This window comes from Pseudomonas spelaei (assembly GCF_009724245.1).
GTDB classification, from domain to species: Bacteria; Pseudomonadota; Gammaproteobacteria; order Pseudomonadales; family Pseudomonadaceae; genus Aquipseudomonas; species Aquipseudomonas spelaei.
Map to the genome: position 1 here is coordinate 98,210 of NZ_WNNK01000020.1, position 23,213 is coordinate 121,422.

22 protein-coding genes are annotated in these 23,213 nt (G+C 60.4%); 12 read left to right on the forward strand and 10 right to left on the reverse strand.

Annotated elements, in window-relative coordinates; genetic code table 11:
- Window positions 1–10 precede the first annotated feature (10 nt).
- The 9 genes from mrdA (at window position 11) to GNF76_RS21750 (ending at window position 9,567) form a co-directional block, all read left to right on the forward strand.
- Entirely contained in the window at window positions 11–1,906 is a 1,896-nt protein-coding gene (gene mrdA / locus GNF76_RS21710; RefSeq protein WP_155585130.1) for a penicillin-binding protein 2, read from the forward strand.
- A gap of 31 nt (window positions 1,907–1,937) precedes the next feature.
- Window positions 1,938–3,041, forward strand: a complete 1,104-nt coding sequence (rodA, locus tag GNF76_RS21715) for a rod shape-determining protein RodA (protein WP_050547734.1) — start codon at window positions 1,938–1,940, stop codon at window positions 3,039–3,041.
- 17 nt (window positions 3,042–3,058) lie between these two features.
- Window positions 3,059–4,069 (forward strand): lytic murein transglycosylase B, encoded by a 1,011-nt coding sequence (mltB, locus tag GNF76_RS21720; protein WP_155585131.1) that lies wholly within the window; start codon window positions 3,059–3,061, stop codon window positions 4,067–4,069.
- Window positions 4,069–5,067 (forward strand): septal ring lytic transglycosylase RlpA family protein, encoded by a 999-nt coding sequence (locus GNF76_RS21725; RefSeq protein ID WP_155585132.1) that lies wholly within the window; start codon window positions 4,069–4,071, stop codon window positions 5,065–5,067. The genes mltB and GNF76_RS21725 overlap by 1 nt, the downstream gene beginning before the upstream one ends.
- 184 nt (window positions 5,068–5,251) lie before the next feature.
- Window positions 5,252–6,409 (forward strand): D-alanyl-D-alanine carboxypeptidase family protein, encoded by a 1,158-nt coding sequence (locus GNF76_RS21730; RefSeq protein ID WP_155585133.1) that lies wholly within the window; start codon window positions 5,252–5,254, stop codon window positions 6,407–6,409.
- Window positions 6,410–6,494: 85 nt separating this feature from the next.
- Window positions 6,495–6,770: a DUF493 domain-containing protein gene (locus GNF76_RS21735; protein WP_071485441.1), complete on the forward strand. Its 276-nt coding sequence runs from the start codon at window positions 6,495–6,497 to the stop codon at window positions 6,768–6,770.
- Complete coding sequence (gene lipB / locus GNF76_RS21740) at window positions 6,770–7,417, forward strand: lipoyl(octanoyl) transferase LipB (RefSeq protein ID WP_155585134.1); 648 nt, start codon at window positions 6,770–6,772, stop codon at window positions 7,415–7,417. Before GNF76_RS21735 ends, lipB begins: the two co-directional genes overlap by 1 nt.
- Before the next feature lies 1 nt (window position 7,418).
- On the forward strand, window positions 7,419–8,438 hold the full coding sequence (gene lipA / locus GNF76_RS21745) for a lipoyl synthase (RefSeq protein WP_155585135.1): 1,020 nt from the start codon (window positions 7,419–7,421) through the stop codon (window positions 8,436–8,438).
- 196 nt (window positions 8,439–8,634) lie between these two features.
- Window positions 8,635–9,567 (forward strand): S66 peptidase family protein, encoded by a 933-nt coding sequence (locus GNF76_RS21750; protein ID WP_155585136.1) that lies wholly within the window; start codon window positions 8,635–8,637, stop codon window positions 9,565–9,567.
- Between the two features lie 130 nt (window positions 9,568–9,697).
- Here the strand turns inward: GNF76_RS21750 and GNF76_RS21755 are convergent, their stop codons facing one another.
- The 5 genes from GNF76_RS21755 to leuS form a co-directional block, all read right to left on the reverse strand.
- On the reverse strand, window positions 9,698–11,023 hold the full coding sequence (locus GNF76_RS21755) for a lytic murein transglycosylase (RefSeq protein ID WP_155585137.1): 1,326 nt from the start codon (window positions 11,021–11,023) through the stop codon (window positions 9,698–9,700).
- A gap of 61 nt (window positions 11,024–11,084) precedes the next feature.
- A complete protein-coding gene (arfA, locus tag GNF76_RS21760) occupies window positions 11,085–11,249 on the reverse strand; it encodes an alternative ribosome rescue factor ArfA (RefSeq protein ID WP_155585138.1) in 165 nt (54 codons plus the stop codon).
- Window positions 11,250–11,356: 107 nt separating this feature from the next.
- Window positions 11,357–12,394, reverse strand: a complete 1,038-nt coding sequence (holA, locus tag GNF76_RS21765; protein WP_155585139.1) for a DNA polymerase III subunit delta — start codon at window positions 12,392–12,394, stop codon at window positions 11,357–11,359.
- 39 nt (window positions 12,395–12,433) lie between these two features.
- A complete protein-coding gene (locus GNF76_RS21770) occupies window positions 12,434–13,039 on the reverse strand; it encodes an LPS-assembly lipoprotein LptE (RefSeq protein ID WP_155585140.1) in 606 nt (201 codons plus the stop codon).
- A gap of 89 nt (window positions 13,040–13,128) precedes the next feature.
- Window positions 13,129–15,735 (reverse strand): leucine--tRNA ligase, encoded by a 2,607-nt coding sequence (gene leuS / locus GNF76_RS21775; RefSeq protein WP_155585141.1) that lies wholly within the window; start codon window positions 15,733–15,735, stop codon window positions 13,129–13,131.
- Window positions 15,736–15,996: 261 nt separating this feature from the next.
- Here leuS and GNF76_RS21780 point away from each other — a divergent pair, with 261 nt between their 5' ends.
- Window positions 15,997–16,314 carry a hypothetical protein gene (locus tag GNF76_RS21780; RefSeq protein WP_155585142.1) on the forward strand — a complete coding sequence of 106 codons (318 nt, stop codon included), beginning with the start codon at window positions 15,997–15,999 and terminating at the stop codon, window positions 16,312–16,314.
- Between the two features lie 120 nt (window positions 16,315–16,434).
- On the forward strand, window positions 16,435–17,196 hold the full coding sequence (locus GNF76_RS21785) for a YdcF family protein (protein ID WP_155585143.1): 762 nt from the start codon (window positions 16,435–16,437) through the stop codon (window positions 17,194–17,196).
- 110 nt (window positions 17,197–17,306) lie between these two features.
- On the opposite strand, the gene lnt is transcribed toward GNF76_RS21785, so the two are convergent.
- The 5 genes from lnt to miaB all read right to left on the reverse strand — a co-directional run bounded on the left by lnt (window position 17,307) and on the right by miaB (window position 22,754).
- Window positions 17,307–18,830 carry an apolipoprotein N-acyltransferase gene (gene lnt, locus GNF76_RS21790; RefSeq protein WP_155585144.1) on the reverse strand — a complete coding sequence of 508 codons (1,524 nt, stop codon included), beginning with the start codon at window positions 18,828–18,830 and terminating at the stop codon, window positions 17,307–17,309.
- A gap of 8 nt (window positions 18,831–18,838) precedes the next feature.
- Window positions 18,839–19,678, reverse strand: a complete 840-nt coding sequence (locus GNF76_RS21795; protein WP_005791724.1) for a CorC family transporter — start codon at window positions 19,676–19,678, stop codon at window positions 18,839–18,841.
- Between the two features lie 58 nt (window positions 19,679–19,736).
- Window positions 19,737–20,195, reverse strand: coding sequence for an rRNA maturation RNase YbeY (gene ybeY, locus GNF76_RS21800; protein ID WP_155585145.1), 459 nt, complete (start codon window positions 20,193–20,195; stop codon window positions 19,737–19,739).
- A complete protein-coding gene (locus GNF76_RS21805; RefSeq protein ID WP_155585146.1) occupies window positions 20,188–21,189 on the reverse strand; it encodes a PhoH family protein in 1,002 nt (333 codons plus the stop codon). Before GNF76_RS21805 ends, ybeY begins: the two co-directional genes overlap by 8 nt.
- A 236-nt stretch (window positions 21,190–21,425) precedes the next feature.
- Window positions 21,426–22,754, reverse strand: a complete 1,329-nt coding sequence (miaB, locus tag GNF76_RS21810) for a tRNA (N6-isopentenyl adenosine(37)-C2)-methylthiotransferase MiaB (RefSeq protein WP_155585147.1) — start codon at window positions 22,752–22,754, stop codon at window positions 21,426–21,428.
- A 132-nt stretch (window positions 22,755–22,886) separates the two neighbouring features.
- On the opposite strand from miaB, the gene GNF76_RS21815 reads away from it, so the two are divergent.
- The gene (locus GNF76_RS21815; RefSeq protein ID WP_003215457.1) at window positions 22,887–23,213 is read left to right on the forward strand and encodes a DUF1820 family protein; all 327 of its coding nucleotides are present in this window, start codon (window positions 22,887–22,889) and stop codon (window positions 23,211–23,213) included.

The window sequence follows — 23,213 nt, forward strand, 5'->3', positions numbered from 1 at the left end:
GCCCTGCCTGATGACCCAGCCGATCCGCATCAAGGACCACGAGAAAGACGCACGTCTGGTGCGCGGTCGGGTCGTGTTCGGCGCCATTTTGGTGGTGGTACTGCTGGGGGTGTTGATCGCCCGCCTGTATTTCCTGCAGGTGATCCAGTACGACTATCACTCCACGCTGTCGGAAAACAACCGGGTGCACGTGCAGCCGATTCCGCCGACCCGTGGCTTGATTTTCGACCGCAATGGCGTGGTGGTGGCGGATAACCGGCCCAGTTTCAGCCTGAGCATGACCCGCGAGCGATCCGGCGACTGGCAGCAGATCCTTGATGTCATCGTCGAGGTGCTGCAACTGACCCCGGACGACCGGGTGATCTTCGAGAAGCGTATGAAACAGGGGCGCCGGCCGTTTGAGCCGGTGCCGATTCTGTTTGAGCTGACCGAAGAGCAGATCGCCCGGATTGCGGTGAACCAGTTCCGCCTGCCGGGTGTTGAAGTGGTGGCGCAGTTGGTACGTCACTACCCGCAGGGGGCGCACTTTGCCCACTCTGTCGGCTATATGGGACGGATCAACGAGAAAGAGCTCAAGACCCTCGACCCGGTCAACTACAGCGGTACCCATCATATCGGCAAGACCGGCATCGAGCGCTTCTACGAGCCGGAACTGCATGGCCAAGTGGGTTACGAAGAAGTTGAAACCAACGCCCGTGGCCGGGTGCTGCGGGTGCTCAAGCGTACCGATCCGACTCCCGGCAAGGACATTGTCCTGAGCCTGGATATCAAGTTGCAGGAAGCGGCGGAGATGGCCTTGGGCGGTCGCCGCGGCGCAGTCGTGGCGCTGGATCCGACCACTGGCGAAGTATTGGCGATGGTCAGCCAGCCGAGTTTCGACCCGAATCTGTTTGTGACCGGGATCAGCTTCAAGGCTTACGCCGAGCTGCGCGACTCCATTGACCGCCCGCTGTTCAACCGGGTGCTGCGCGGCCTGTATCCACCGGGTTCGACCATCAAACCGGCGGTGGCCATTGCCGGCCTGGATTCCGGTGTTATCACAGCGTCCAGCCGGGTATTCGACCCCGGTTACTACATGCTGCCCAACTACGATCACAAGTACCGTAACTGGAACCGTACCGGTGACGGTTATGTGGACCTGGACACGGCGATCATGCGGTCCAACGACACCTACTTCTATGACCTGGCCCACAAGCTGGGGATTGATCGGTTGTCGGCCTACATGGGCAAGTTCGGCCTCGGTCAGAAAGTGTCCCTGGACATGTTTGAAGAGTCTCCCGGCCTGATGCCTTCCCGTGAATGGAAGCGCGCGACCCGACGCCAAGCCTGGTTCCCGGGTGAAACCCTGATTCTCGGGATCGGCCAGGGTTATATGCAGGCCACTCCGCTGCAACTGGCCCAGGCGACGGCGCTGGTGGCTAACAAGGGCAAATGGAACCGTCCACACCTGGCCAAGACCATCGAGGGTGAAAAACCGGTGGATGAGAACCCGATTCCGGACATTGTCCTGCGTGATCCGTCCGACTGGACCAAGGTCAACCACGGCATGCAGCAAGTGATGCACGGCGCCCGGGGTACTGCGCGCAAGGCGGCGGCCGGCTCGCAGTACCGGATTGCCGGCAAGAGTGGTACCGCCCAGGTGGTGGCGATCAAGCAGGGTGAGAAGTACGACCGCTCCAAGGTTCAGGAGCGTCACCGCGACCATGCGTTGTTCGTTGGTTTTGCCCCGGCTGACAACCCCAGGATCACCGTGGCGGTGATGGTCGAGAACGGCGAGTCCGGCTCCGGCGTGGCTGCTCCGGTAGTGCGCCAGATCATGGACGCCTGGTTGCTGGACCAGGACGGCAAGCTCAAGCCTGAGTACGCCAACCCTTCAAGCGCGGAGGCTACGGCCCGTGAAGAGTAATTTTGACCGCATCCTCTCCAGCGAGGATGTGATGCGCCGTCGCGCCACCTTGCTGCAGCGCCTGCACATTGATGGCCCGTTGCTGATCCTGCTGCTGACATTGGCCGCCGGCAGCCTGTTTGTGTTGTATTCGGCCAGTGGCAAGAACTGGGACCTGTTGATCAAGCAGGCGTCTTCGTTCGGCCTGGGCCTGTTGTCGATGGTGGTGATTGCCCAACTGGAGCCGCGCTTCATGGCGCGTTGGGTACCATTGGGCTACGTGGCGGGCGTGTTGCTGCTGGTGGTGGTGGACGTCATGGGCCACAACGCCATGGGTGCGACCCGCTGGATCAACATTCCGGGGGTGATCCGCTTCCAGCCGTCGGAATTCATGAAGATCCTGATGCCGGCAACCATTGCCTGGTACCTGTCCAAGCGCACCTTGCCGCCGCAGCTCAAGCACGTGGGGATCAGCCTGATCCTGATCGGCGTGCCATTTATCCTGATTGTGCGTCAGCCGGACCTGGGCACCTCGCTGCTGATCCTGGCCGGTGGTGCGTTCGTGTTGTTCATGGGCGGCTTGCGCTGGCGCTGGATCCTCAGCGTATTGGCGGCGGCGATACCGGTGGCGGTGGCCATGTGGTTCTTCTTCATGCACGACTACCAGAAGCAGCGGATCCTGACGTTCCTCGATCCGGAGAGTGATCCGTTGGGCACCGGCTGGAACATCATCCAGTCCAAGGCGGCCATCGGTTCTGGTGGTGTATTCGGTAAGGGCTGGTTGCTGGGCACCCAGTCGCACCTGGACTTTTTGCCGGAAAGCCACACCGACTTTATTATCGCGGTGATGGGGGAAGAGTTCGGCCTGGTGGGCATTTGCGCACTGTTGCTGATCTACCTGTTATTGATTGGTCGCGGCCTGGTGATTACCGCTCAGGCGCAGACGCTGTTCGGCAAATTGCTCGCCGGCAGCCTGACTATGACGTTTTTTGTTTATGTTTTCGTCAACATCGGTATGGTCAGTGGCCTGTTGCCGGTGGTTGGGGTGCCGTTGCCGTTCATTAGCTACGGCGGAACTTCGCTGGTCACATTGATGTCAGCGTTTGGGGTTTTGATGTCGATCCATACCCATCGTAAGTGGATCGCACAGGTTTGAATAAGGTGAAGATGTCAATGCAAGCAATGCGCGGCTGGGCTGCTCGGTACGCGTCCTGTGTGGGCTTGATAGGCCTGCTGGGCGCTACTCAGGAAGCACAGGCCGGCGACTATGACGGTTCGCCCCAGGTCGCCGAGTTTGTCGGTGAGATGACCCGTGACTATGGTTTCGCCGGTGAACAGCTGATGGACGTGTTTCGTGAAGCCCAGCGCAAGCAGTCGATCCTGGACGCCATTTCCCGTCCTGCCGAGCGTGTGAAGCAGTGGAAGGAATATCGTCCGATGTTCCTCACCGATGCCCGCATAGCCCGGGGCGTGGACTTCTGGCGCCAGCACGAAGCGGTGCTGGCCCGCGCCGAGCAGGAGTACGGCGTGCCGGCCCAGGTGATTGTCTCGATCATCGGCATTGAAACCTTTTACGGCCGCAACACCGGCAGCTACCGGGTGATCGACGCGTTGTCGACCCTGGGTTTCGATTACCCGCCTCGCGCCGAGTTCTTCCGTAAGGAACTGCGCGAATTCCTGCTGCTGGCCCGCGAAGAACAGGTTGACCCGCTGACCCTCAAGGGGTCCTACGCCGGTGCCATGGGGCTGCCGCAGTTCATGCCGAGCAGCTTTCGCGCCTATGCGGTGGATTTTGACGGTGACGGCCATATCAACATCTGGAGCAATCCCGATGATGCCATCGGCAGTGTGGCCAGTTACTTCAAGCGCCATGGCTGGGTAGCCGGCGAGCCGGTGGTGATTCGTGCCGATGTGACCGGGGATCGCGCCGATGAAGGCCTCACCCAGGGCATCGAGCCGGTCAAGACCGTCGGGGAGTTGCGGGCGCTGGGCTGGTCAAGTCATGATGCGCTGCGCGATGATATGCCGGTCACGGCTTTCCGCCTGGAAGGCGCAGACGGCCCTGAATACTGGATGGGCTTGAAGAATTTCTACGCAATTACGCGTTATAACCGCAGTGTGATGTACGCCATGGCCGTGCATCAGCTGTCAGACATGCTGGTCCAAGCACGGGGCGTCAAGTAATGCCGGTATCGCCGATCAATAAACCCCTGAAGCTGGTGGCGCTGGCTGCATTGTCATTGTTGGTGGTCAGTTGTTCCTCCAACACCAGTCGTGCCCCTGCGCAAAAAGCTGGCGGTGCTGTCGTCCGCGCTCAACCAGGCCTGGATATCAACCGGGCCCACAAAGATGGCGCGCCGTGGTGGGACGTTGATGTCTCCCGTATCCCGGATGCGACGCCGACCCTGCACACCGGTGCCTACAAGGCCAACCCGTACACCGTGCTGGGCAAGACCTACTTCCCGCTGCAAGAGTCCAAGACCTACGTGCAATCGGGCACCGCGTCCTGGTACGGCACCAAGTTCCACGGCCAGAACACGGCCAACGGCGAAGTCTATGACCTGTACGGCATGAGCGCGGCCCACAAGACCTTGCCGCTGCCCAGCTACGTCAAGGTGACCAACCTGGACAACAACCGTACGGTCATCCTGCGGGTCAATGACCGTGGGCCGTTCTATTCGGATCGGATCATCGACTTGTCCTACGCGGCCGCGAAGAAACTCGGCTATGCCGAAACCGGCACCGCCCGGGTCAAGGTCGAGGGCATCGATCCACAGCAGTACTGGGCCCAGCGTGGCAAGCCGGCACCGCTGATGCTCAACGAGCCGCAAACCCCGCAGCCGCAGATCGCCCAGGCGGGCAAGGTCGAGCAATGGACACCGCCGCCGCAGCAACATGCGGCCCCCGTGGTGGCCGTGCCACAAGCGGCCCCCGGCAACGCAGTGGGTGGCCAGTACCTGCAAGTCGGTGCCTTTGCCAACCCGGATGCTGCGGAGCTGTTAAGGTCCAAGCTCAGTGGGATGGTCAGCGCGCCAGTCTTTATCAGCTCTATCGTGCGTAATCAGCAGACCCTGCACCGGGTTCGCCTGGGGCCGATCGGTTCACCGGGCGAGATCCAGCAAGTGCAGAACAGCGTTCGTCTGGCCAACCTGGGCCAGCCGAGTGTGGTCAGCGCGGAATAAGCAGTTATCGGATTGATGGTTCAGGCTCGCGTGCGGGCCAGGACCCTGGTTGTTGGCTCGTGGAATAATAAAAACCCAGGGGCAAGGGGTGAGCAGGCAACCGAACACGCGACAGTCTGGAGACGGGCTGTCTGAATAGTTTTGCCCGCAAGGGCAAGTTTCCATAAGCAATTTCGAGAGACGGATGAACATCACCACCTTAGCCAAACGCCTGTGCCTGCTTGTCCCGCTGATCATCACTCCGGCCGCCTGGGCGGTTGAAATGGTGCCGGCTTCACCGCAACTGGCCGCCAAGTCCTGGGTACTCATGGATGCCGCCAGCGGTAACGTGCTGGTCGAGAGCAACGGTGACCAGCGCCTGCCACCGGCCAGCCTGACCAAACTGATGACGGCCTACATCGCGACCTTGGAAATCCGTCGCGGCCAGATCGGCGAAAACGATCCGGTAACCGTCAGCGAAAACGCCTGGCGTACCGGTGGCTCGCGGATGTTCATCAAGGTCGGCTCTCAAGTGACCGTCAGCGACCTGCTGCACGGCATCATCATCCAGTCCGGTAACGACGCCAGCGTGGCCCTGTCCGAGCACATCGCCGGCAGCGAAGATGCGTTCGCCGACATGATGAACAAAACCGTGACTGACCTGGGCATGACCAACAGCCACTTCATGAACCCGACCGGTCTGCCGAACCCTGAGCACTACTCGTCGGCTCACGACATGGCGATCCTGGCCCGCGCGATCATTCGTGTCGACCCGGTGCACTATGCGATCTACTCGCAGAAAGAGTTCTTCTGGAACAACATCAAGCAGCCTAACCGCAACCTGTTGCTGTGGCGTGACAAGACCGTCGATGGCCTGAAAACCGGCCACACCGACGAAGCCGGCTACTGCATGGTGTCTTCCGCTGTACGTGACGGCCAGCGCCTGATTGCAGTGGTGTTCGGTACCAACAGCGAGCAGGCCCGTGCGGCCGAGACGCAAAAGTTGCTGACCTACGGTTTCCGCTTCTTCGAAACCCAGACCTTCTACCAGAAGGGTACTGAGCTGGCGCAAGCCCCGGTGTGGAAAGGCGCTACCCATCAAGTCAAGGCCGGCCTGGCTGAAGACCTGACCCTGACCATGCCTAAAGGCCAGCTCAAGAAGCTGGTTGCCAGCATGACCATGAACCCGCAACTGGTTGCACCGATTGCCAAGGGCGATGTCATTGGTAAGGTCGAAGTGAAGCTGGATGACAAAGTGGTGCACAGCGCCGACTTGATCGCCCTCGACGCTGTCGACGAAGGTGGTATCTTCCGCCGCGTGTGGGATAGCATCCGTCTATTCTTCTACGGCTTGTTCAACTGATAGTGTGCACCTGCAAAGCCCCGCGTTGATCCGACGCGGGGCTTTGCCCGTCGCCACGGCTTACCGCTTACGAGGCCGTTACGCCATGACCGATACCGAAGTAAAGGCGCCAAAGATCGAATTCCCAGTGACTGATTATCCAGTCAAGGTGATCAGCGACACAGGTGTGGGCAACAAGGACAAGATCCTTGAGATCGTCAGGAAGCATGCGACGATCAACGACAACCGTGTGGATGAGCGTTCCAGCACCAACGGTAAATACACGACGATCCAGTTGCACATCGTTGCAACGGGTCAAGACCAGCTCTACGACATCAACAGCGAACTGCGGGCTACCGGCTTCGTACACATGGTGTTGTGATGTCACAGGTCCTGGGCTTTCGCGAGCTCGGCCGGATGGCTTACGAGCCGGTCTGGCATGCCATGCAGCGGTTTACCAATGAGCGTGGTTCTGCTGCCGACGATGAAATCTGGTTGGTGGAACACCCGCCGGTTTTCACTCAGGGGCAGGCAGGGAAGGCCGAGCATCTGCTATTGCCGGGTGATATTCCGGTGGTGCAGGTCGACCGAGGTGGCCAAGTGACTTACCATGGCCCAGGCCAACTGGTGGCTTATCTGCTGCTGGATGTGCGCAAGCTGGGTTTCGGTGTACGTGATCTGGTCAGCCGCATGGAAACCTGTCTGATCGAGCTGTTGGCCAGCTATGGCGTGACCGCGGCGGCCAAGCCCGATGCGCCTGGTGTGTATGTCGATGGCGCGAAAATCGCCTCCCTGGGCCTGCGGATCCGCCACGGTTGTTCCTTTCATGGCCTGGCCTTGAACGTGGACATGGACCTGGCCCCGTTTCAACGGATTAACCCCTGTGGCTACGCCGGGCTGGCGATGACCCAGCTGCGCGATCACACAGGTCCGATAGAATTTGCCGAGGTAAGTGCCCGGCTGCGCGCGCAGCTCGTCAAACACCTCGACTATGCTGAGCAGACGACCCTGACGGGCGGAATCGATTGATATGACTACTGATGTTGTGCAAACCATGATCCCGACGCTGGACATTACCGAGCGTCCGGCCCCGCGTGCCAAGGTGGAAGCCGGCGTCAAGCTGCGCGGCGCCGAGAAGGTTGCACGCATCCCGGTAAAGATCATTCCGACCACCGAACTGCCGAAAAAGCCTGACTGGATTCGCGTACGCATCCCGGTCTCGCCGGAAGTCGACCGGATCAAGGCCCTGCTGCGCAAACACAAGCTGCACAGCGTCTGCGAAGAAGCGTCCTGCCCGAACCTGGGCGAATGTTTCTCTGGCGGCACCGCCACTTTCATGATCATGGGTGATATCTGCACCCGTCGCTGCCCGTTCTGCGACGTCGGCCACGGCCGTCCGAAGCCATTGGACGTCAACGAGCCGGAAAGCCTGGCCATTGCCATCGCCGACCTGAAACTCAAGTATGTGGTCATCACCTCGGTAGACCGTGATGACTTGCGTGACGGCGGTGCCCAGCACTTTGCCGATTGCATCCGCGAAATTCGCAAGCTGTCGCCGAATGTGATGCTCGAAACCCTGGTCCCGGATTACCGTGGCCGGATGGACGTCGCATTGGAAATCACCGCCGCTGAGCCGCCAGATGTGTTCAACCACAACCTGGAAACCGTGCCGCGCCTGTACAAGGCTGCGCGTCCGGGCTCGGACTATCAGTGGTCGCTGACCTTGCTGCAGAAGTTCAAGCAAATGATGCCGCACATTCCGACCAAGTCCGGTTTGATGCTGGGTCTTGGCGAAACCGATGAAGAAGTCATCGAAGTCATGAAGCGCATGCGCGAGCACGACATCGACATGCTGACTCTTGGCCAGTACCTGCAACCGTCCCGCAGCCACTTGCCGGTGCAGCGCTTCGTGCACCCGGACGTCTTCGCCTGGTTCGCCGAGGAAGGTTACAAGATGGGCTTCAAGAACGTCGCCTCGGGCCCATTGGTGCGTTCCTCGTACCACGCCGATGAGCAGGCGAAACTGGTCAAGGCCAGCCTGGTTTCCTAAGCCGCACCGCAGATCCAATGTGGGAGTGGGTTTGTGTGGGAGCTGGCTTGCCTGCGATGCAGACGCCTCGGTGTATCAAACATGCCGAGGGTGATGCAATCGCAGGCAAGCCAGCTCCCACATTTGTTTCTGTGTCTTCTATAAGTCACTGTTGCTGGTTAGAGTGCCTTGGCTATCTAGATAAGGAGAACCATGGATGACGACTCAACTCGCGGCCGCCGTACCTGCTCTGCGCGCCGAAGGCGTGATCGGCTTGATCGCACCCGCCGGCCCCGCCGCGTTGGATGTGGAAAAGGCCGGGCAATGGATGCGTGCCCGTGGCCATGAGCTGCGGATCTTCTCTGGTGTGTATGAACGCGACGGCTATCTGGCCGGCAGCGATGAAGTGCGCCTGCGCGACCTGCACGCTGCCTTCGCTGATCCAGAAATTGATGCCATCTTCTGCCTGCGCGGCGGCTACGGGACACCACGCTTGCTTGACCGCCTGGATTTCGACCTGCTGCGGGCCAACCCCAAGCCATTTGTAGGTTACAGCGATATCACCGCGTTGCACCTGGCGATCAGCCGGTACGCCGGGTTCGTGACCTTTCATGGGCCGATGCTCAACGCCGACTTGCTGGGTGAAAAGCAGCAGCCTACGGAGTCGTCGCTGTTCAGCATGCTGCGGGGCCAGATGAAGGCTGGTAGCCAGTTGGTCCACCCCGTGGCCTATCCGTTGACCACGATCGAGCCAGGTATTGCCTGTGGGCGCCTGCTGGGGGGTAACCTGTCGATGATCGCTGCGGTCATGGGCACGGCTTACGAGATTGATGCCGAGGGCATTATTCTGTTTATCGAAGACGTTAACGAGCCGCTGTATCGCATTGATCGCTTGTTCACCCATTTGCGCCTGGCAGGCAAGCTGGCCCAACTGGCCGGTGTGCTGGTGGGGGATGTGGCGGGTGTGGATAACGTGGCGCTGGAGCGTTTGCTCAAGCAGACGTTTGAGCCGTTGTGCATTCCGGTGCTGTCCGGATGGCGCAGTGGGCACTGCGACCCGAACCTGACCTTGCCGATGGGTGCGCGAGTAAGGCTGGATGCGGGGGAGAAGAGGTTAGTGCTGGAGCAGGATGTGGTATTCAAACCCTGACAAAGTTATTGCCTTGGAGGGCCCTTCGCGGGCAAGCCCGGCTCCCACATTGATCGCGTACATCTTGAGCGACACGGTCAAATGTGGGAGTCGGGCTTGCCCGCGATAGCGATAGCCGCCATGCGGCAATCTATTTGTTGCGCAAGCTCTCCAGCAACTTCACCGTCGGATACCCATCCGCCGGCCAGCCCAGCGCTTGCTGCGCTGCTCGAATCGCCTTGCGCGTGTTGGCGCCAATGATCCCGTCCGGGTTCCCGGCATCGTAACCATGCGCACTGAGCACCGTCTGCAACTCCATACGCTGGGAGCGGGTCAACGGCAGCTCGTCTTTCGGCCAAGCCCCACGAATCAGCCCACCACCGCCGAACCGCTCCGACAGCAAGCCGACCGCCAGTGCGTAGGACGACGAGTTGTTGTACTTGAGGATCGCCCGGAAGTTATCCAGTACCAGGAACGCCGGGCCGCGATAGCCGGCAGGCAGTAGCAGGGCAGCAGAGAGCTGGTCCACGTTGGGCGGTACGCTGGCGCCGGCTGGCACCTGGATCCCCAGTTTCAGCCATTCACCCACTGTCTTGCGCACCGCGCCGTCGGCCAGGGCGTAATCAAAGTTCAACGGTAGTTGCTGTACCTCAAAGCCCCATGGCTGGCCTTTCTGCCAGCCGGAGCTTTGCAGGTAGTGTGCGGTGGAGGCGAGGGCGTCGGCAGGGCTGTTCCAGATGTCGCGGCGGCCATCGCCGTCGAAGTCCACGGCGTGGGTGTTGTAGGTGGTGGGGATAAACTGGGTTTGCCCCATGGCCCCGGCCCAGGAGCCGCGCATCTGGTCGGCCTGGATATCGCCGTGCTGGATGATTTGCAGCGCCGCCAGCAGTTGCGCCAGGGCAAATGCCGGGCGGCGGCCTTCATAGGCCAGGGTGGCCAGTGAGCGGATCACCAGGTTATTGCCTTGGAACTGGCCGAAGTTACTCTCCATGCCCCACACCGATACCAGCGCCTGGCGGTCGACGCCATAACGTTGCTCGATGCTTTGCAGTGTGTCGGCGTACTTGATCAGCAGCGACTGGCCATTACGCACCCGCAATGGCGACAGAGCACCATCGAGGTATTCCCACACAGGGCGAGAAAACTCTGGCTGGCTGCGATCGGCGCGGATAACCGACATGTCGGGGGTGACGTTGGCAAAGGCGGTGTCAAACACCTGGGGTGTGATACCGGCCTTCAAGGCTTCAATGCGAAAGCCTGCTTGCCATTCGGCGAAGGTCTGGGTGGGCTGGATGTCGAGATTGTCCACCGCCAACGGCGCAACGACGGCAGGGGCGGCCACCGGTGCGGTTTGCACGGTAGGCAAGGGTTGGGCGTCTGCGGCGGTAGGTTTTTCCGCACAGGCGACTAACAGAATGAGGCTGGAGGCAGCGATCAGTTGGCGGAGGTGCCAACGACGGGAAAGACTAGAGGGCATGCACAGGTCCAGGGAATACGAATCAGGTACAGACCTTATCATGCCAGAGGGGCGCTTGCCTTCAGGCAGCCAGAAAGTAAGAAGCCTCCCAGCTATTAGACTGGAAGGCTTCGCGGCGGTAGCTGCCTTTGCCCTTGGCTGCACGTTCCTGGCGACTGCGGAACAGGGGTTGGGCGATGATGGACTTGGCCTTGTTGGGGCCATGCTTGGATGGCTTTTTGCTCATGATGAGTGCTCTCTGGGTGGGTAATTGCGGGACGAATCATCTGCCGAAGTTCGGATTCTGTCCAGCCCCTGTAGCCGCTGCCGAGGCACGAGGCTGCGTCTACAGGGTTATTCGGCCGGTAAGGCCAGGCGTTGGCCGGACATAAGCAGTGACAAACGGCTCAAGCTCATCCACGGTGATCCCGCCGCTTGTCCCTTGATCTGCGCATCAATGCGCTGGGCCTCGAGCAACAGTTGCGCCCAGCGTTGCGCCGAATGCCGTTGCAGGGCTTTGCTGATCAGCGGTTTACGTTTGTCCCACACCGGCGGCCGAGCCTGGCTGAAGGCCTTGTCCAGCGGTATGCCCTGGCTGTATTGCAGGGCGATATTGGCCAGTAACCGCAGCTCCCGGGCCAGGGCCCAGAGAATCACCGGTGGTTCGACGCCTTCACCGCGCAGGCCTTCGAGCATGCGCAGGGCGTGAGCGGCCTCACCATTGAGGATCGCATCCACCAGGCCGAACACATCAAAGCGCGCGCTGTCGGCCACGGCCCCTTGCACGGTTTCGACGGTGATTTGCCCACCTTCGGCCATCAACTTGAGCTTCTCGATTTCCTGCGCGGCTGCCAGCAGGTTGCCTTCGACGCGTGCGGCAATCAGCTCCACTGCATCCTGGCTGGCGGACAGCCCGGACTGCGACAAACGCTGGCGAATCCACTGGGGCAGTTGATTGCCATCCACCGGCCAGATCTGGATGAACTGGGTCTGCGGTCCCTCAACCAGCGCCTTGCCCCACTTGGTTTTCTGCGCGCTGCCATCGAGCTTGGGCAAGCTGATCAGCAGTAGCGTGTCTTCGGCAGGACGCGCGCAGTACTCCATCAACGCTGCTGCGCCTTTATCCCCAGGCTTGCCCGAGGGCAGGCGCAGTTCCAGCAGGCGCTTTTCAGCAAACAGTGACATGCTCGCGCCGGCTTGCAGCAACGTACCCCAGTCGAAACTGGCGTCGGCGCTGAATACCTGGCGCTCATCAAAACCCTGTTGACGCGCGGCAGCACGAATAGCGTCGGCGGCTTCCTGGCACAGCAACGGGTCATCACCGCTGACGATATAGATGGGCGCGAGGCTGCCTTGCAGGTGCTTGGCGAGTTGGGCAGGGGCGAGTTTCATAGTCGGGGCGAACGGGGCGCATGACGCGCCCCGTTTAGCTTACTCGGCAGGGATTTCTACAGGGGACTGCTTCGGCGTGTTGTTTTCATACTCTTGCGCAGCTTTCAGCGCATCGGCATCTGCCTTGGCCTTGGCGTCTGCAGTTTGCTGCAGGGCGTCCAATTGGGTCGGGCTAAATTGTTGCAGGCGCAGCACCATACGCTGGACCAGGTCACGACGCATTTCTTTGCGTACCTGGATGCTTTCCGAGTCCGAACCCACCAGGTTGTTGCCGTCGTGGCTCACGACTTTCTGTACTTCCAGTTTGCCACCGGTCAGCGGCAGGTTGTCGTGACCCTGGATCTCGTAGATGAGCGCGGTGTTCAGTTCGATGTCCGAGGCACGACCGGCGCTGGCGTAGCTGAGGTTACGCTGGGTTTCCTGTTCGTTGATCAGGACCAGTTTGTAAGGCGCTCCGGTGTAGACTTTCACGCCACTGCCTTCCAGCGTAGTGCGCAGTTGCGTCACGGTCTCGCCGTAGGCGTTGCGGGCGCTGACGTCCAATTCCTTGATTGTCAGTTCGGTGGTGCCGGTGCCGCGCAGCTGGAAGCCGCAAGCGCTCAACAGCACGGCGAGGCCCATAACCAGCAGATTGCGTTTGATCATTTTGATGCTCCCCTTGAAACCATGTGGGCCTTATCGAGGCCCTGGAGGTTTTGTTCGGCGCCAGTTTTTTGTCCTGGCGCCCGATCCGATTAGCTAGCGACGATATTGACCAGTTTGCCGGGCACCACGATCACTTTGCGGATCGTCAGGCCTTCGGTAAAGCGCAGCACGTTTTCGTTGCAGCGGGCAGCGGCTTCGACTTCTTCGCGGCTGGCGCTGGCAGGCATGTCGATCTGGCCACGCAGTTTGCCGTTGACCTGAATCACCAGTTGCAACGTGTCCTGTACCAGGGCGCTGTCATCCTGTACTGGCCAGCGGGCATCGATGACTGCGCCGCTGTGGCCCAGTTGGCTCCACAGTTCGTGGCTGATGTGCGGTGTGATCGGTGCCAGCAACAGGGTGACCGTTTCCAGGCCTTCCTGCACCAGCGCACGGTCTTGCTCAGTGGCCTGCGGGGCTTTTTCCAGCACGTTCATCAGCGTCATCACCTGGGCGATGGCGGTGTTGAATTTGTGGTGCTGGCCCACGTCCTGGCTGGCTTGTTTGATGGCCAGGTGCGTGCTGCGGCGAATGACTTTTTGCTCATCGTTCAGGCCGGCCACGTTCAGCTTGCCGGGCAAGCCCTGGCTGACATGTGCGTGTGCCAGGCGCCAGACGCGTTTGAGGAAACGGTGCGAACCCTCTACGCCGGAGTCGGACCATTCCGCGCTCATGTCGGGCGGCGAGGCGAACATCATGAACAGTCGGCAGGTGTCTGCGCCGAACTGGTCAATCATCGACTGTGGATCGACGCCGTTGTTCTTCGACTTGGCCATCTTTTCGGTGCCACCGATTTCCACCGGCAGGCCGTCGGCGATCAGCTTGGCACTGATAACCTTGGCCTTGCTGTCACGCTCAAGCTCGACATCCGCCGGGTTGAACCAGGTATAGGCGCCGTTGGCTTCGCGGCGATAGTAAGTCTCGGCGATCACCATGCCTTGGGTCAGCAGGTTTTTGAACGGCTCATTGGAGCTCACCAGGCCTTCGTCACGCATCAGCTTGTGGAAGAAACGCGCGTAGAGCAGGTGAAGAATGGCGTGTTCGATACCGCCAATGTACTGGTCTACCGGCAACCAATGGTCGGCTGCGGATTTTTCTACCAGGCCGCCTTCATAGTGCGGCGAGGCATAGCGTGCGTAGTACCACGAGGACTCGACGAAGGTGTCCATGGTGTCGGTTTCGCGCTTGGCAGGCGCGCCACATTTCGGGCAACTGCACTCGTAGAACTCGGGCATGCGTGCCAATGGCGAACCGGCGCCGTCCGGCACCACGTCTTCCGGCAGCACGACCGGCAACTGGTCTTCCGGCACCGGCACGTCACCGCAGGTGTCGCAGTGGATGATCGGGATCGGGCAGCCCCAGTAGCGCTGGCGGCTGATGCCCCAGTCGCGCAGGCGGAACTGAGTGCGCGAGGCACCGAGGTTTTTCTTGATCAGCGCCACTTCCATGGCGTCGAAGGCGCCTTCGAAGTCCAGGCCGTCGAACTCGCCGGAGTTGATCAGTTCGCCGTGCTCGCCGTAGGCGTCTTGCCACGGAGCCGGGTTGGTGTCACCGGAACTGGTGCGCACCACGGACTTGATCGGCAGGTTGTATTTGGTGGCGAATTCGAAATCGCGCTCGTCGTGAGCCGGCACGGCCATTACCGCGCCATCGCCGTAGTGCATCAGCACGTAGTTGGCGACCCAGACTGGCAATTTCTCGCCGGTCAGTGGGTGTTCGACGAACAGCGAGGTCGGCAGGCCTTTTTTCTCTTGGGTGGCGACGTCAGCCTCGGCGACGCTGCCGCCTTTGCACTCGGCGATGAACGCCTGCAGCTCAGGGTTGTTCTGTGCGGCCAGGGTGGCCAGCGGGTGTTCAGCCGCCACGGCGACGTAGGTCGCGCCCATCAGGGTGTCCGGACGGGTAGTGAAGACTTTCAGGGCGCCCGCTTCGCCGATGGAGGCGACGTTGTACGGGAACTGCACTTCCATGCCCTTGGATTTGCCAATCCAGTTGCGCTGCATGGTCTTGACCTGTTCAGGCCAGCCCGGCAGGTCGTCGAGGCTCGACAAGAGTTCATCCGCGTAGGCGGTGATCTTGAAGTAGTACATCGGGATTTCGCGCTTTTCGATCAGCGCGCCGGAACGCCAGCCGCGACCGTCGATCACTTGCTCGTTGGCCAGGACGGTCTGGTCGACCGGGTCCCAGTTAACGGTGCCGTTCTTGCGGTAGATCACGCCTTTTTCGAACAGGCGAGTGAACAGCCATTGTTCCCAGCGGTAGTAATCAGGTTTGCAGGTGGTCACTTCGCGGGACCAGTCCACGGCCAGGCCGAGGCTGCGCAGCTGGGTTTTCATGTAGGCGATGTTTTCGTAGGTCCACTTGGCGGGCGCTACGTTGTTCTTCATCGCGGCGTTTTCCGCCGGCATGCCGAAGGCATCCCAACCCATGGGTTGCAGGACATTTTTGCCTTGCATGCGCTGGTAGCGGGAGATCACGTCGCCGATGGTGTAGTTACGCACGTGCCCCATGTGTAGCTTGCCGCTGGGGTAAGGGAACATCGATAGGCAATAGAAAGTCTCCTTGCCTGGCTGTTCACTGACTTCAAAGGACTTTTGCTCGTCCCAGAACGACTGGGCGGCATTTTCTATTTCACGGGGCTGGTAATGTTCGTGCATGGCTACTTTTGAACTGAATAGGGGTGGCCTAATCCTCTTCAATGCAATGTTCGGGGGGATCGACACCGGAAACGGCGCGTCCAGGCCCAAACCCTGCTGGAAGTGGAGTTACAGGAAGCGCCGTAGCATACATGACCCCACTCTATCGAGGGAAACCCTGATTGCGCGCCCAAGGCCGTTGGTCGCGGCGCCAGGCGGGTACCGCCTGCGCAGCTACGCTGTTTATTGGGGAGTGAGACTTATCTTCAATGAGGTGAGGGGATGGTTTATTCGCAGCGAACTTTAACGAAACCGCAGTTGTACGAAGGACTCATCGACCGTTTGGGTCGGGCACTGGATGCGGCAAAAACGGCAGGTCGATTGCGTGATGAACTGCCTGTGGAGTTGGAACTGCGTGGCTTGAGTCAGGCAGAGCTTGAAGTGATCAGGGTTTATCTGGAGTTGAGCGAGCGCAATGGGACTCATAGGGTGGCTTCCCCGCCCGCCCCGGAATCTTCGCGCTCGGCCAAGGTGGTGTGGCTTAAAGACTTGTCGACCGGCCGAAACCCGGAAAAACTTCGGTCCGTGCGGTGCAAGTAAGGCATGGCGTTATCGATTGCCTTCTCGGTGGTACCCAGCAGCTGAGGCTGCTTCGTTCTTGTAAAGATTGTCGCTGAACACGGTTACACCTTAGGCTTCGGGCATCTTTGGAGATGCCCGATGCCTTTTCGTTATTTCATAAAACAATTGTTGCTGCCGCCCGGCATTCTTTTGCTGTTGTTGGCGCTTGCCTGGTGGTTTCGTCGCAGCCGTCCACGTCTGGCTGGGGCATGCTTTGCCTTGGGGCTGGGTGGAATGTGGCTGATGAGCTTGCCGGTGGTCGTGCAATGGGGTGCCAAGGCCTTGGAGACCGAACCGCCGTTGGCCCGCGAGGAATGGGCAACCCTGGCGCAGCGGGCCGATGCCATCGTGGTGTTGGGTTCAGGGCGTGAGCGGGGTGATCCGGCTTGGGGTACAGATCAGCCTACAGGCATTGGTCTTGAACGTCAGCGCTATGCGGCGCGGTTGGCCAAGGCTTCGGGGTTGCCGGTACTGACCAGCGGTGGGCTGCATTATGGGACGCCGCCCAGTGAGGCGCAGTTGATGGCGGTGTCGATGCAGGATGACTTTGGCGTCACCGTACGCTGGAAGGAGGAGCGCAGCCGCACGACCTGGGAGAACGCTCAGATGAGTGCCGAGATTCTGTTACCCCAGGGGATCAAGCGGGTAGTAGTAGTCACCCAGGCCTGGCACATGCCGCGCTCGCGCTGGAGCTTTGAAAAGGCCGGGTTCACCGTGGTGCCTGCCCCCGTCGGTTTCCTGGGCGAGGACAATGCCCGGCCACTGGGTGGCTGGATGCCGGAGTTCAAGTCGGTATGGCAGAGCGGGCAGTTGTTGAATGAGGCGGTGGGGCAGGTGGGGTATCGGGTGTTTTACCGGTAATTAATGTGGGAGCCGGGCTTGCCCGCGATAGCATCACCTCGGTGTAACTGACAGACCGAGGTGCCTGCATCGCGGGCAAGCCCGCTCCCACATTGTCCAGGGTGAATTCTTCAGACCGTCTTCGACATCCGCCCGGCCAGCAATGCCCAGCCAAACAGTCCCAGGCACACAATGATCAAAGGCCACGACCGCCATTGCAGATACGGCGTCAGGTTGTGCATCGGCACCACTTCGCCATAGAGGACGCCACGTTCAAACTGCGGAATCTGCTCGGTGATCTGGCCAAACGGGTTGATCAGGCCGGTGACGCCATTGTTAGTGGCACGAATCATCCAGCGGCCGGCTTCCAGGGCGCGCATCTGGGCCATTTGCAGGTGCTGCAAGGGGCCGATAGAGGTGCCGAACCAGGTGTCGTTGCTGATGGTCAGCAGCAGGTCGCTCTGGGCCGACAGGCCGGCGGCGAACTCCGGGTAGACCACTTCATAGCAAATGAACGGCGCGATCTGATAGCCCTTGGCTTGCAGCATGGCCTGGTCGGCAGGGCCGCGGGCGAAGTCCGACATGGGCAGGTCGAAGAAGGCAATCAGCCCTCGCAACAGGTCTTGTAGCGGAACGTATTCGCCAAACGGCACCAGCTTCTGCTTCAGGTAGGTGCCGTCGCCCTCACCGACCACGGTGATGCCGTTGAAGTAGCGCTTCTGATGATGCACTTCCTGGCGGATCGGTACGCCGGTGATCAATGCGGTATTTCGTTCGGCGGCGAACTTGCCCATCATCGCGAGGTAACCCTCGGCGGACTCCTTGAGCACCGGTATTGCAGTTTCTGGCCAGATCAGCAGGTCGGTCCGATTGGCGCTGAAGCTCATGTCGCGGTACAGCGCCAACTGTGCGTTGAGCTGATCGGGGTCCCATTTCATGCTTTGTGCCACATTGCCTTGAAGCGCGGCCACCGTCAGTGGCGGGCCGGAGGGTGTGGTCCAGGCGTGATGCTTGAGTGCCAGGCCGATTGCCCATGGCGCCACCAACAGTACCAGGCCGGCGCCGACAAATACGTTACGTTTGGCCACCAGCAAGCGTGGCAGGTTGCAGATCAGTGCGGCCGTCAGAGCCAGCGCAAAGGAAATCAGCCACATCCCGCCCAATGGCGCGAGGCCGGCGAGGGGGGCGTCGAGCTGGCTGTAACCGGAGTACAACCAAGGGAAGCCGGTGAGGAACCAGCCACGAAACGCTTCCTGGCCGACCCACAATGCGGCAAACGCCAAGGCGTCCGCCAGGGGCGCTTCGTTACGGCGCAACCAGCGGGCCCATAGCCACGCCGGCAGGGCAAAGAACCAGGCAATCGCCGCTGTAAACGCCAGCATCAGCAGCCCGGCCAGCAGCACCGAGGCGCCGCCAAAATGGTGAATGCTGTAGTAGATCCAACTGGTGCCGGCGCCAAACAGGCCGAAGCCGAAACACCAGCCACGGCCCAAGGCCTGGCGGGGTGTCAGCTCACGCAATCCGGCATAGAAAAACCCGACCGCCACCAACGCCAGCGGCCAGATATCGAACGGCGCCAGCGCCAGGGTGGTGATGGCGCCGGCCACCACGGCCAGCAAGTTACCGGGCCAGCCGGGTGCGGTGAGACGGCGCATGTCAGTCCTTAGCGGGCAATAGGTGTCAGGCGAATCAGATGGATCCGGCGGCTGTCGGCATTCAGGATGCGAAAGCGATAGGCACCGATTTCCGTGGTTTCGTTGCGCTTGGGCAGATGCCCGAACGCGCTCATCACCAGGCCGCCAACGGTGTCGAACTCATCGTCGGAGAACTCGCTGTCGAAGAACTCGTTGAAGTTCTCGATCGGCGTCAGGGCCTTGACCAGGAAGTCACCGCTGGGCAGCGGCTTGATGTAGCTGTCTTCTTCAACGTCGTGTTCGTCTTCGATGTCGCCGACGATCTGTTCCAGCACGTCTTCAATGGTTACCAGACCTGCCACGCCGCCGTATTCGTCAATGACGATGGCCATGTGATTGTGGTTGGCGCGAAACTCGCGCAGCAGCACATTCAGGCGCTTGGATTCGGGAACGAAGGTGGCAGGACGCAGCAGGTCCTTGATGTTGAAACTGTCGCCATTCTCCTTGAGGATCAGTGGCAGCAGGTCCTTGGCCAGCAGGACGCCCATGACGTCGTCATGGCTTTCGCCAATCACCGGGTAGCGCGAGTGCGCCGAGTCGATGACGGCCGGGAGGAACTCCCGAGGGGTCTGGGTCGCCTTGATGCTGATCATCTGCGAGCGCGGGACCATGATGTCCCGTACTTGCAGGTCAGCCACCTGGATGGCGCCTTCGACGATGGCCAGCGCTTCGCTGTCCAGCAACTTGTTCTGATGGGCCTCGCGCAGCAGCTCCAGCAGCTCCTGGCGGTTTTTCGGCTCGTGGGCAAAGGCCTGGGTGAGTTTCCCCAGCCATGACTTTTGCCCGTTGCTCGATCGGTCTTCGCTCATAGCGATTACTCTAAATCCTTATGTGTTTCAGTTAAGTGTTGTTTCAGGTGTGTGTCGATCAGTTTTCGTCGTCTGCATACGGATCGCGATGACCCAGTTCTGCAAGCAACGTTCGTTCCAGTGCTTCCATTTCCTCGGCTTCCTCATCGTCTATATGGTCGTAACCCAAGAGATGCAAGCAGCCGTGGATGACTAGATGGGCCCAGTGGGCCTCAAGTTCCTTGCCTTGATCCTTTGCTTCTCGCTCCACCACTTCGACGCAAATCACCAGATCGCCCAGCAGCGGGATATCCAGCAACTCATCGGGTACATCAGCGGGAAACGACAGCACATTGGTGGCGTAGTCTTTCTGGCGCCAGGTGTGATTCAGCTCACGGCCTTCGGGCTCGTCCACCAGGCGGATGGTCAGTTCCGAGTCAGCGGTACGCTGGCGCAGGGCCAGTGTGCACCATTGACGGAATTGTTCTTCGCTGGGGGCGGGCGCTTCGGTGGCCAGCTGCAGATCAAGCTCAAGCATCGCGGCGAGTGTCCTTGGCCGGCTCGTCGTCACGATGCTCAAAGCGCTCGTAGGCTTCGACAATGCGTTGGACCAGCGGGTGGCGCACCACGTCTTTGGGCATGAAGTGAGTGAAGCTGATACCCGGCACATCCTTGAGCACCTCGATCACCTGGCTCAGGCCCGACTTGGTGCCCTTGGGCAGGTCGACCTGGGTGACATCACCGGTGATCACGGCTGTTGAGCCGAAGCCGATGCGGGTCAGGAACATCTTCATCTGCTCGACGGTGGTGTTCTGGCTTTCGTCGAGAATGATGAAGCTGTTGTTCAGGGTGCGACCGCGCATATAGGCCAGCGGGGCGATTTCGATCACCTGGCGCTCGATCAGCTTGGCCACGTATTCGAAGCCGAGCATTTCGTAGAGAGCGTCATATAGCGGGCGCAGGTACGGGTCGATCTTCTGTGCCAGATCGCCGGGCAGGAAACCCAGTTTTTCACCGGCTTCCACCGCCGGGCGCACCAGCAGGATGCGTCGCACCTGCTCGCGCTCCAGGGCGTCGACCGCGCAGGCCACCGCCAGGTAGGTCTTGCCGGTGCCTGCAGGGCCGATGCCGAAGTTGATGTCGTTACCGAGGATTTCTTTGACGTAGCGCTGCTGATTCAAGCCGCGAGGGCGAATCATGCCTTTTTTGGTGCGCAGCGCGACGCTGGCTTCGGCCACCGGGTTGTTGGCCAGGTCTTCTACGGCCGATTCCTGCAAGTACAGGTGCACCGTTTCCGGCGACAGCTCACTGCCCTTGGTTTCCCGGTAGAGGCGACGGAGGAGGTGTTCCGCAGACGTGGTGTGTTGGGGTTCACCAATGAGCTCGAACTGATTGCCGCGGTTGCGGATCTCGATGCTCAGGCGCTGTTCGATCAAGCGCAGATGCTCGTCGAACTGTCCGCACAGATTGGCGAAACGGCGAGCCTCAAAGGGCTCGAGGAGGAAACGATGTGGTTCTATGGGTGCGTTCAAGGTCGTTTTAAGCCGCCCTGGGGCAATTAAGATGAAATCAAGGATAACGCCAGCAGCCGGTGCGCGAAAGCACTTATATAGCCGGAGTGCGGCGCAGTTCTACTGTGGACGGGCTTGTGTGGGAGCCGGGCTTGCCCGCGATGCAGGCACCTCGGTGTATCAGGTTCACCGAGGTGCCTGCATCGCAGGCAAGCCAGCTCCCACATTTGATCTTCATTTGTCTTGAGGTCGGATTGTCAGTTGATCAATGACCCACGCAGCGAGTGCGGTTGAGCAGCATCGATATGCACGTCGGCGAATTGCCCGATCAAGGTCGGATTGTCGCAACGGAAGTTGACGATCCGGTTGTTCTCGGTCCGGCCTTGCAACTCGCCTGGGTCTTTCTTCGAGTAGTCGGTGACGAGGATGCGCTGGGTCGAGCCCACCATTTGGCGGCTGATCTCGAAGCCTTGCTGGTTGAGTCGATGCTGCAGAGCGTTCAGGCGCTCCTTTTTCAGCGCTTCCGGGGTTTCGTCTGCGAGGTCGGCGGCTGGGGTGCCCGGGCGCTGGCTGTAGACGAACGAGTAGGAGAAGTCGAAGCCGACGTCTTCAATCAGCTTCATGGTCTGCTGGAAATCTTTCTCGGTCTCGCCAGGGAAGCCGACGATGAAGTCCGAGCTGATGCAGATGCCCGGTACCGCTGCACGCAGTTTGCGCAGTTTGGATTTGTATTCCAGGGCGGTGTGGTTGCGCTTCATGGCCGAGAGGATACGGTCCGAACCCGACTGCACCGGCAAGTGCAGGTGTTTGACCAACTCCGGTACTTCGGCGTGGGCCTGGATCAGGCTGTCGGAAAACTCCAGCGGGTGCGAGGTGGTGTAGCGAATACGCTCGATACCGTCGACAGCGGCGACCACGCGGATCAGTTCCGCCAGGTCCGCCATGCGTCCGTCGTGGGTCTGGCCGCGATAGCCGTTGACGTTCTGGCCCAGCAAGGTCACTTCGCGTACGCCGTTCTCGGCGAGGTGAATGATCTCTGCCAGTACGTCGTCAAACGGCCGGCTGACTTCTTCGCCACGGGTATAAGGCACGACGCAGAAGGTGCAGTACTTGCTGCAACCCTCCATCACCGACACATAAGCGCTCGGGCCGTCGATGCGCGGTTCGGGCAAGTGGTCGAATTTTTCGATTTCCGGGAACGAGACGTCAACCTGGGGCAGCTTGGTAATGCGGGCCGCGTCGATCATTTCCGGCAGACGGTGCAGGGTCTGTGGGCCGAAGACCACGTCCACATAGGGCGCGCGGTCGCGAATGGCGGCACCTTCCTGGCTGGCCACGCAACCGCCGACGGCGATCACCATGTCCGGGTTGGCCAGTTTCAATTCACGCCAGCGGCCCAGCTGCGAGTACACACGGTCCTGGGCCCGTTCGCGGATCGAGCAGGTATTGAGCAGGATCACGTCGGCATCTTCGGCACGGGCGGTGACTTCCAGGGCCTGATGTTCACCCAGCAGATCGACCATGCGCGAGCTGTCGTACTCGTTCATCTGGCAACCGTGGGTTTCGATGTAAAGCTTCTTGGCCATGGGGGATCGTCAACTGGTGGTAAAGAACCGCGCATTATAGGGGGCATACCGATAGGTTCCTAGCACTGTGCATCGGGTGCCATGCTATAGTTCGCGCCCTCTTTTATATCCCCGATGTGTTACCCGCCCACCATGACCAAACGTGAAGCTCCAATCTACAAGGTGATTTTCCTTAACCAGGGCCAGGTGTTCGAAATGTACGCCAAGCAGATCTATCAAAGTGATCTGTGGGGCTTCCTGGAAGTGGAAGAGTTCGTCTTTGGCGAGCGCACACAGCTGGTTGTCGACCCGGGCGAGGAAAAACTCAAGGCTCAGTTCGAGGGCGTGGTGCGCAGTTTTGTGCCGATGCATTCGATCGTGCGCATCGATGAAGTCGAGCGCCTGGGCACGCCGAAAATCAGCGAAGCCCGGGGCATGAGTAATGTCATGCCGTTTCCGATGCCGATGCCTGAGAAGTAA

Coding starts and splice junctions, on each gene's coding strand:
- lnt (WP_155585144.1), bottom strand. CDS start 18,830: ATGCGCCGTCTCACCGCACCCGGCTGGCCCGGTAACTTGCTGGCCGTG.
- GNF76_RS21785 (WP_155585143.1), top strand. CDS start 16,435: ATGCCTTTTCGTTATTTCATAAAACAATTGTTGCTGCCGCCCGGCATT.
- leuS (WP_155585141.1), bottom strand. CDS start 15,735: ATGCACGAACATTACCAGCCCCGTGAAATAGAAAATGCCGCCCAGTCG.
- mltB (WP_155585131.1), top strand. CDS start 3,059: ATGCAAGCAATGCGCGGCTGGGCTGCTCGGTACGCGTCCTGTGTGGGC.
- lipA (WP_155585135.1), top strand. CDS start 7,419: ATGACTACTGATGTTGTGCAAACCATGATCCCGACGCTGGACATTACC.
- rodA (WP_050547734.1), top strand. CDS start 1,938: ATGCGCCGTCGCGCCACCTTGCTGCAGCGCCTGCACATTGATGGCCCG.
- miaB (WP_155585147.1), bottom strand. CDS start 22,754: ATGGCCAAGAAGCTTTACATCGAAACCCACGGTTGCCAGATGAACGAG.
- GNF76_RS21770 (WP_155585140.1), bottom strand. CDS start 13,039: ATGATCAAACGCAATCTGCTGGTTATGGGCCTCGCCGTGCTGTTGAGC.
- lipB (WP_155585134.1), top strand. CDS start 6,770: ATGTCACAGGTCCTGGGCTTTCGCGAGCTCGGCCGGATGGCTTACGAG.
- ybeY (WP_155585145.1), bottom strand. CDS start 20,195: ATGCTTGAGCTTGATCTGCAGCTGGCCACCGAAGCGCCCGCCCCCAGC.
- GNF76_RS21795 (WP_005791724.1), bottom strand. CDS start 19,678: ATGAGCGAAGACCGATCGAGCAACGGGCAAAAGTCATGGCTGGGGAAA.
- GNF76_RS21735 (WP_071485441.1), top strand. CDS start 6,495: ATGACCGATACCGAAGTAAAGGCGCCAAAGATCGAATTCCCAGTGACT.
- mrdA (WP_155585130.1), top strand. CDS start 11: ATGACCCAGCCGATCCGCATCAAGGACCACGAGAAAGACGCACGTCTG.
- GNF76_RS21750 (WP_155585136.1), top strand. CDS start 8,635: ATGACGACTCAACTCGCGGCCGCCGTACCTGCTCTGCGCGCCGAAGGC.
- GNF76_RS21730 (WP_155585133.1), top strand. CDS start 5,252: ATGAACATCACCACCTTAGCCAAACGCCTGTGCCTGCTTGTCCCGCTG.
- arfA (WP_155585138.1), bottom strand. CDS start 11,249: ATGAGCAAAAAGCCATCCAAGCATGGCCCCAACAAGGCCAAGTCCATC.
- GNF76_RS21780 (WP_155585142.1), top strand. CDS start 15,997: ATGGTTTATTCGCAGCGAACTTTAACGAAACCGCAGTTGTACGAAGGA.
- GNF76_RS21815 (WP_003215457.1), top strand. CDS start 22,887: ATGACCAAACGTGAAGCTCCAATCTACAAGGTGATTTTCCTTAACCAG.
- GNF76_RS21755 (WP_155585137.1), bottom strand. CDS start 11,023: ATGCCCTCTAGTCTTTCCCGTCGTTGGCACCTCCGCCAACTGATCGCT.
- GNF76_RS21725 (WP_155585132.1), top strand. CDS start 4,069: ATGCCGGTATCGCCGATCAATAAACCCCTGAAGCTGGTGGCGCTGGCT.
- holA (WP_155585139.1), bottom strand. CDS start 12,394: ATGAAACTCGCCCCTGCCCAACTCGCCAAGCACCTGCAAGGCAGCCTC.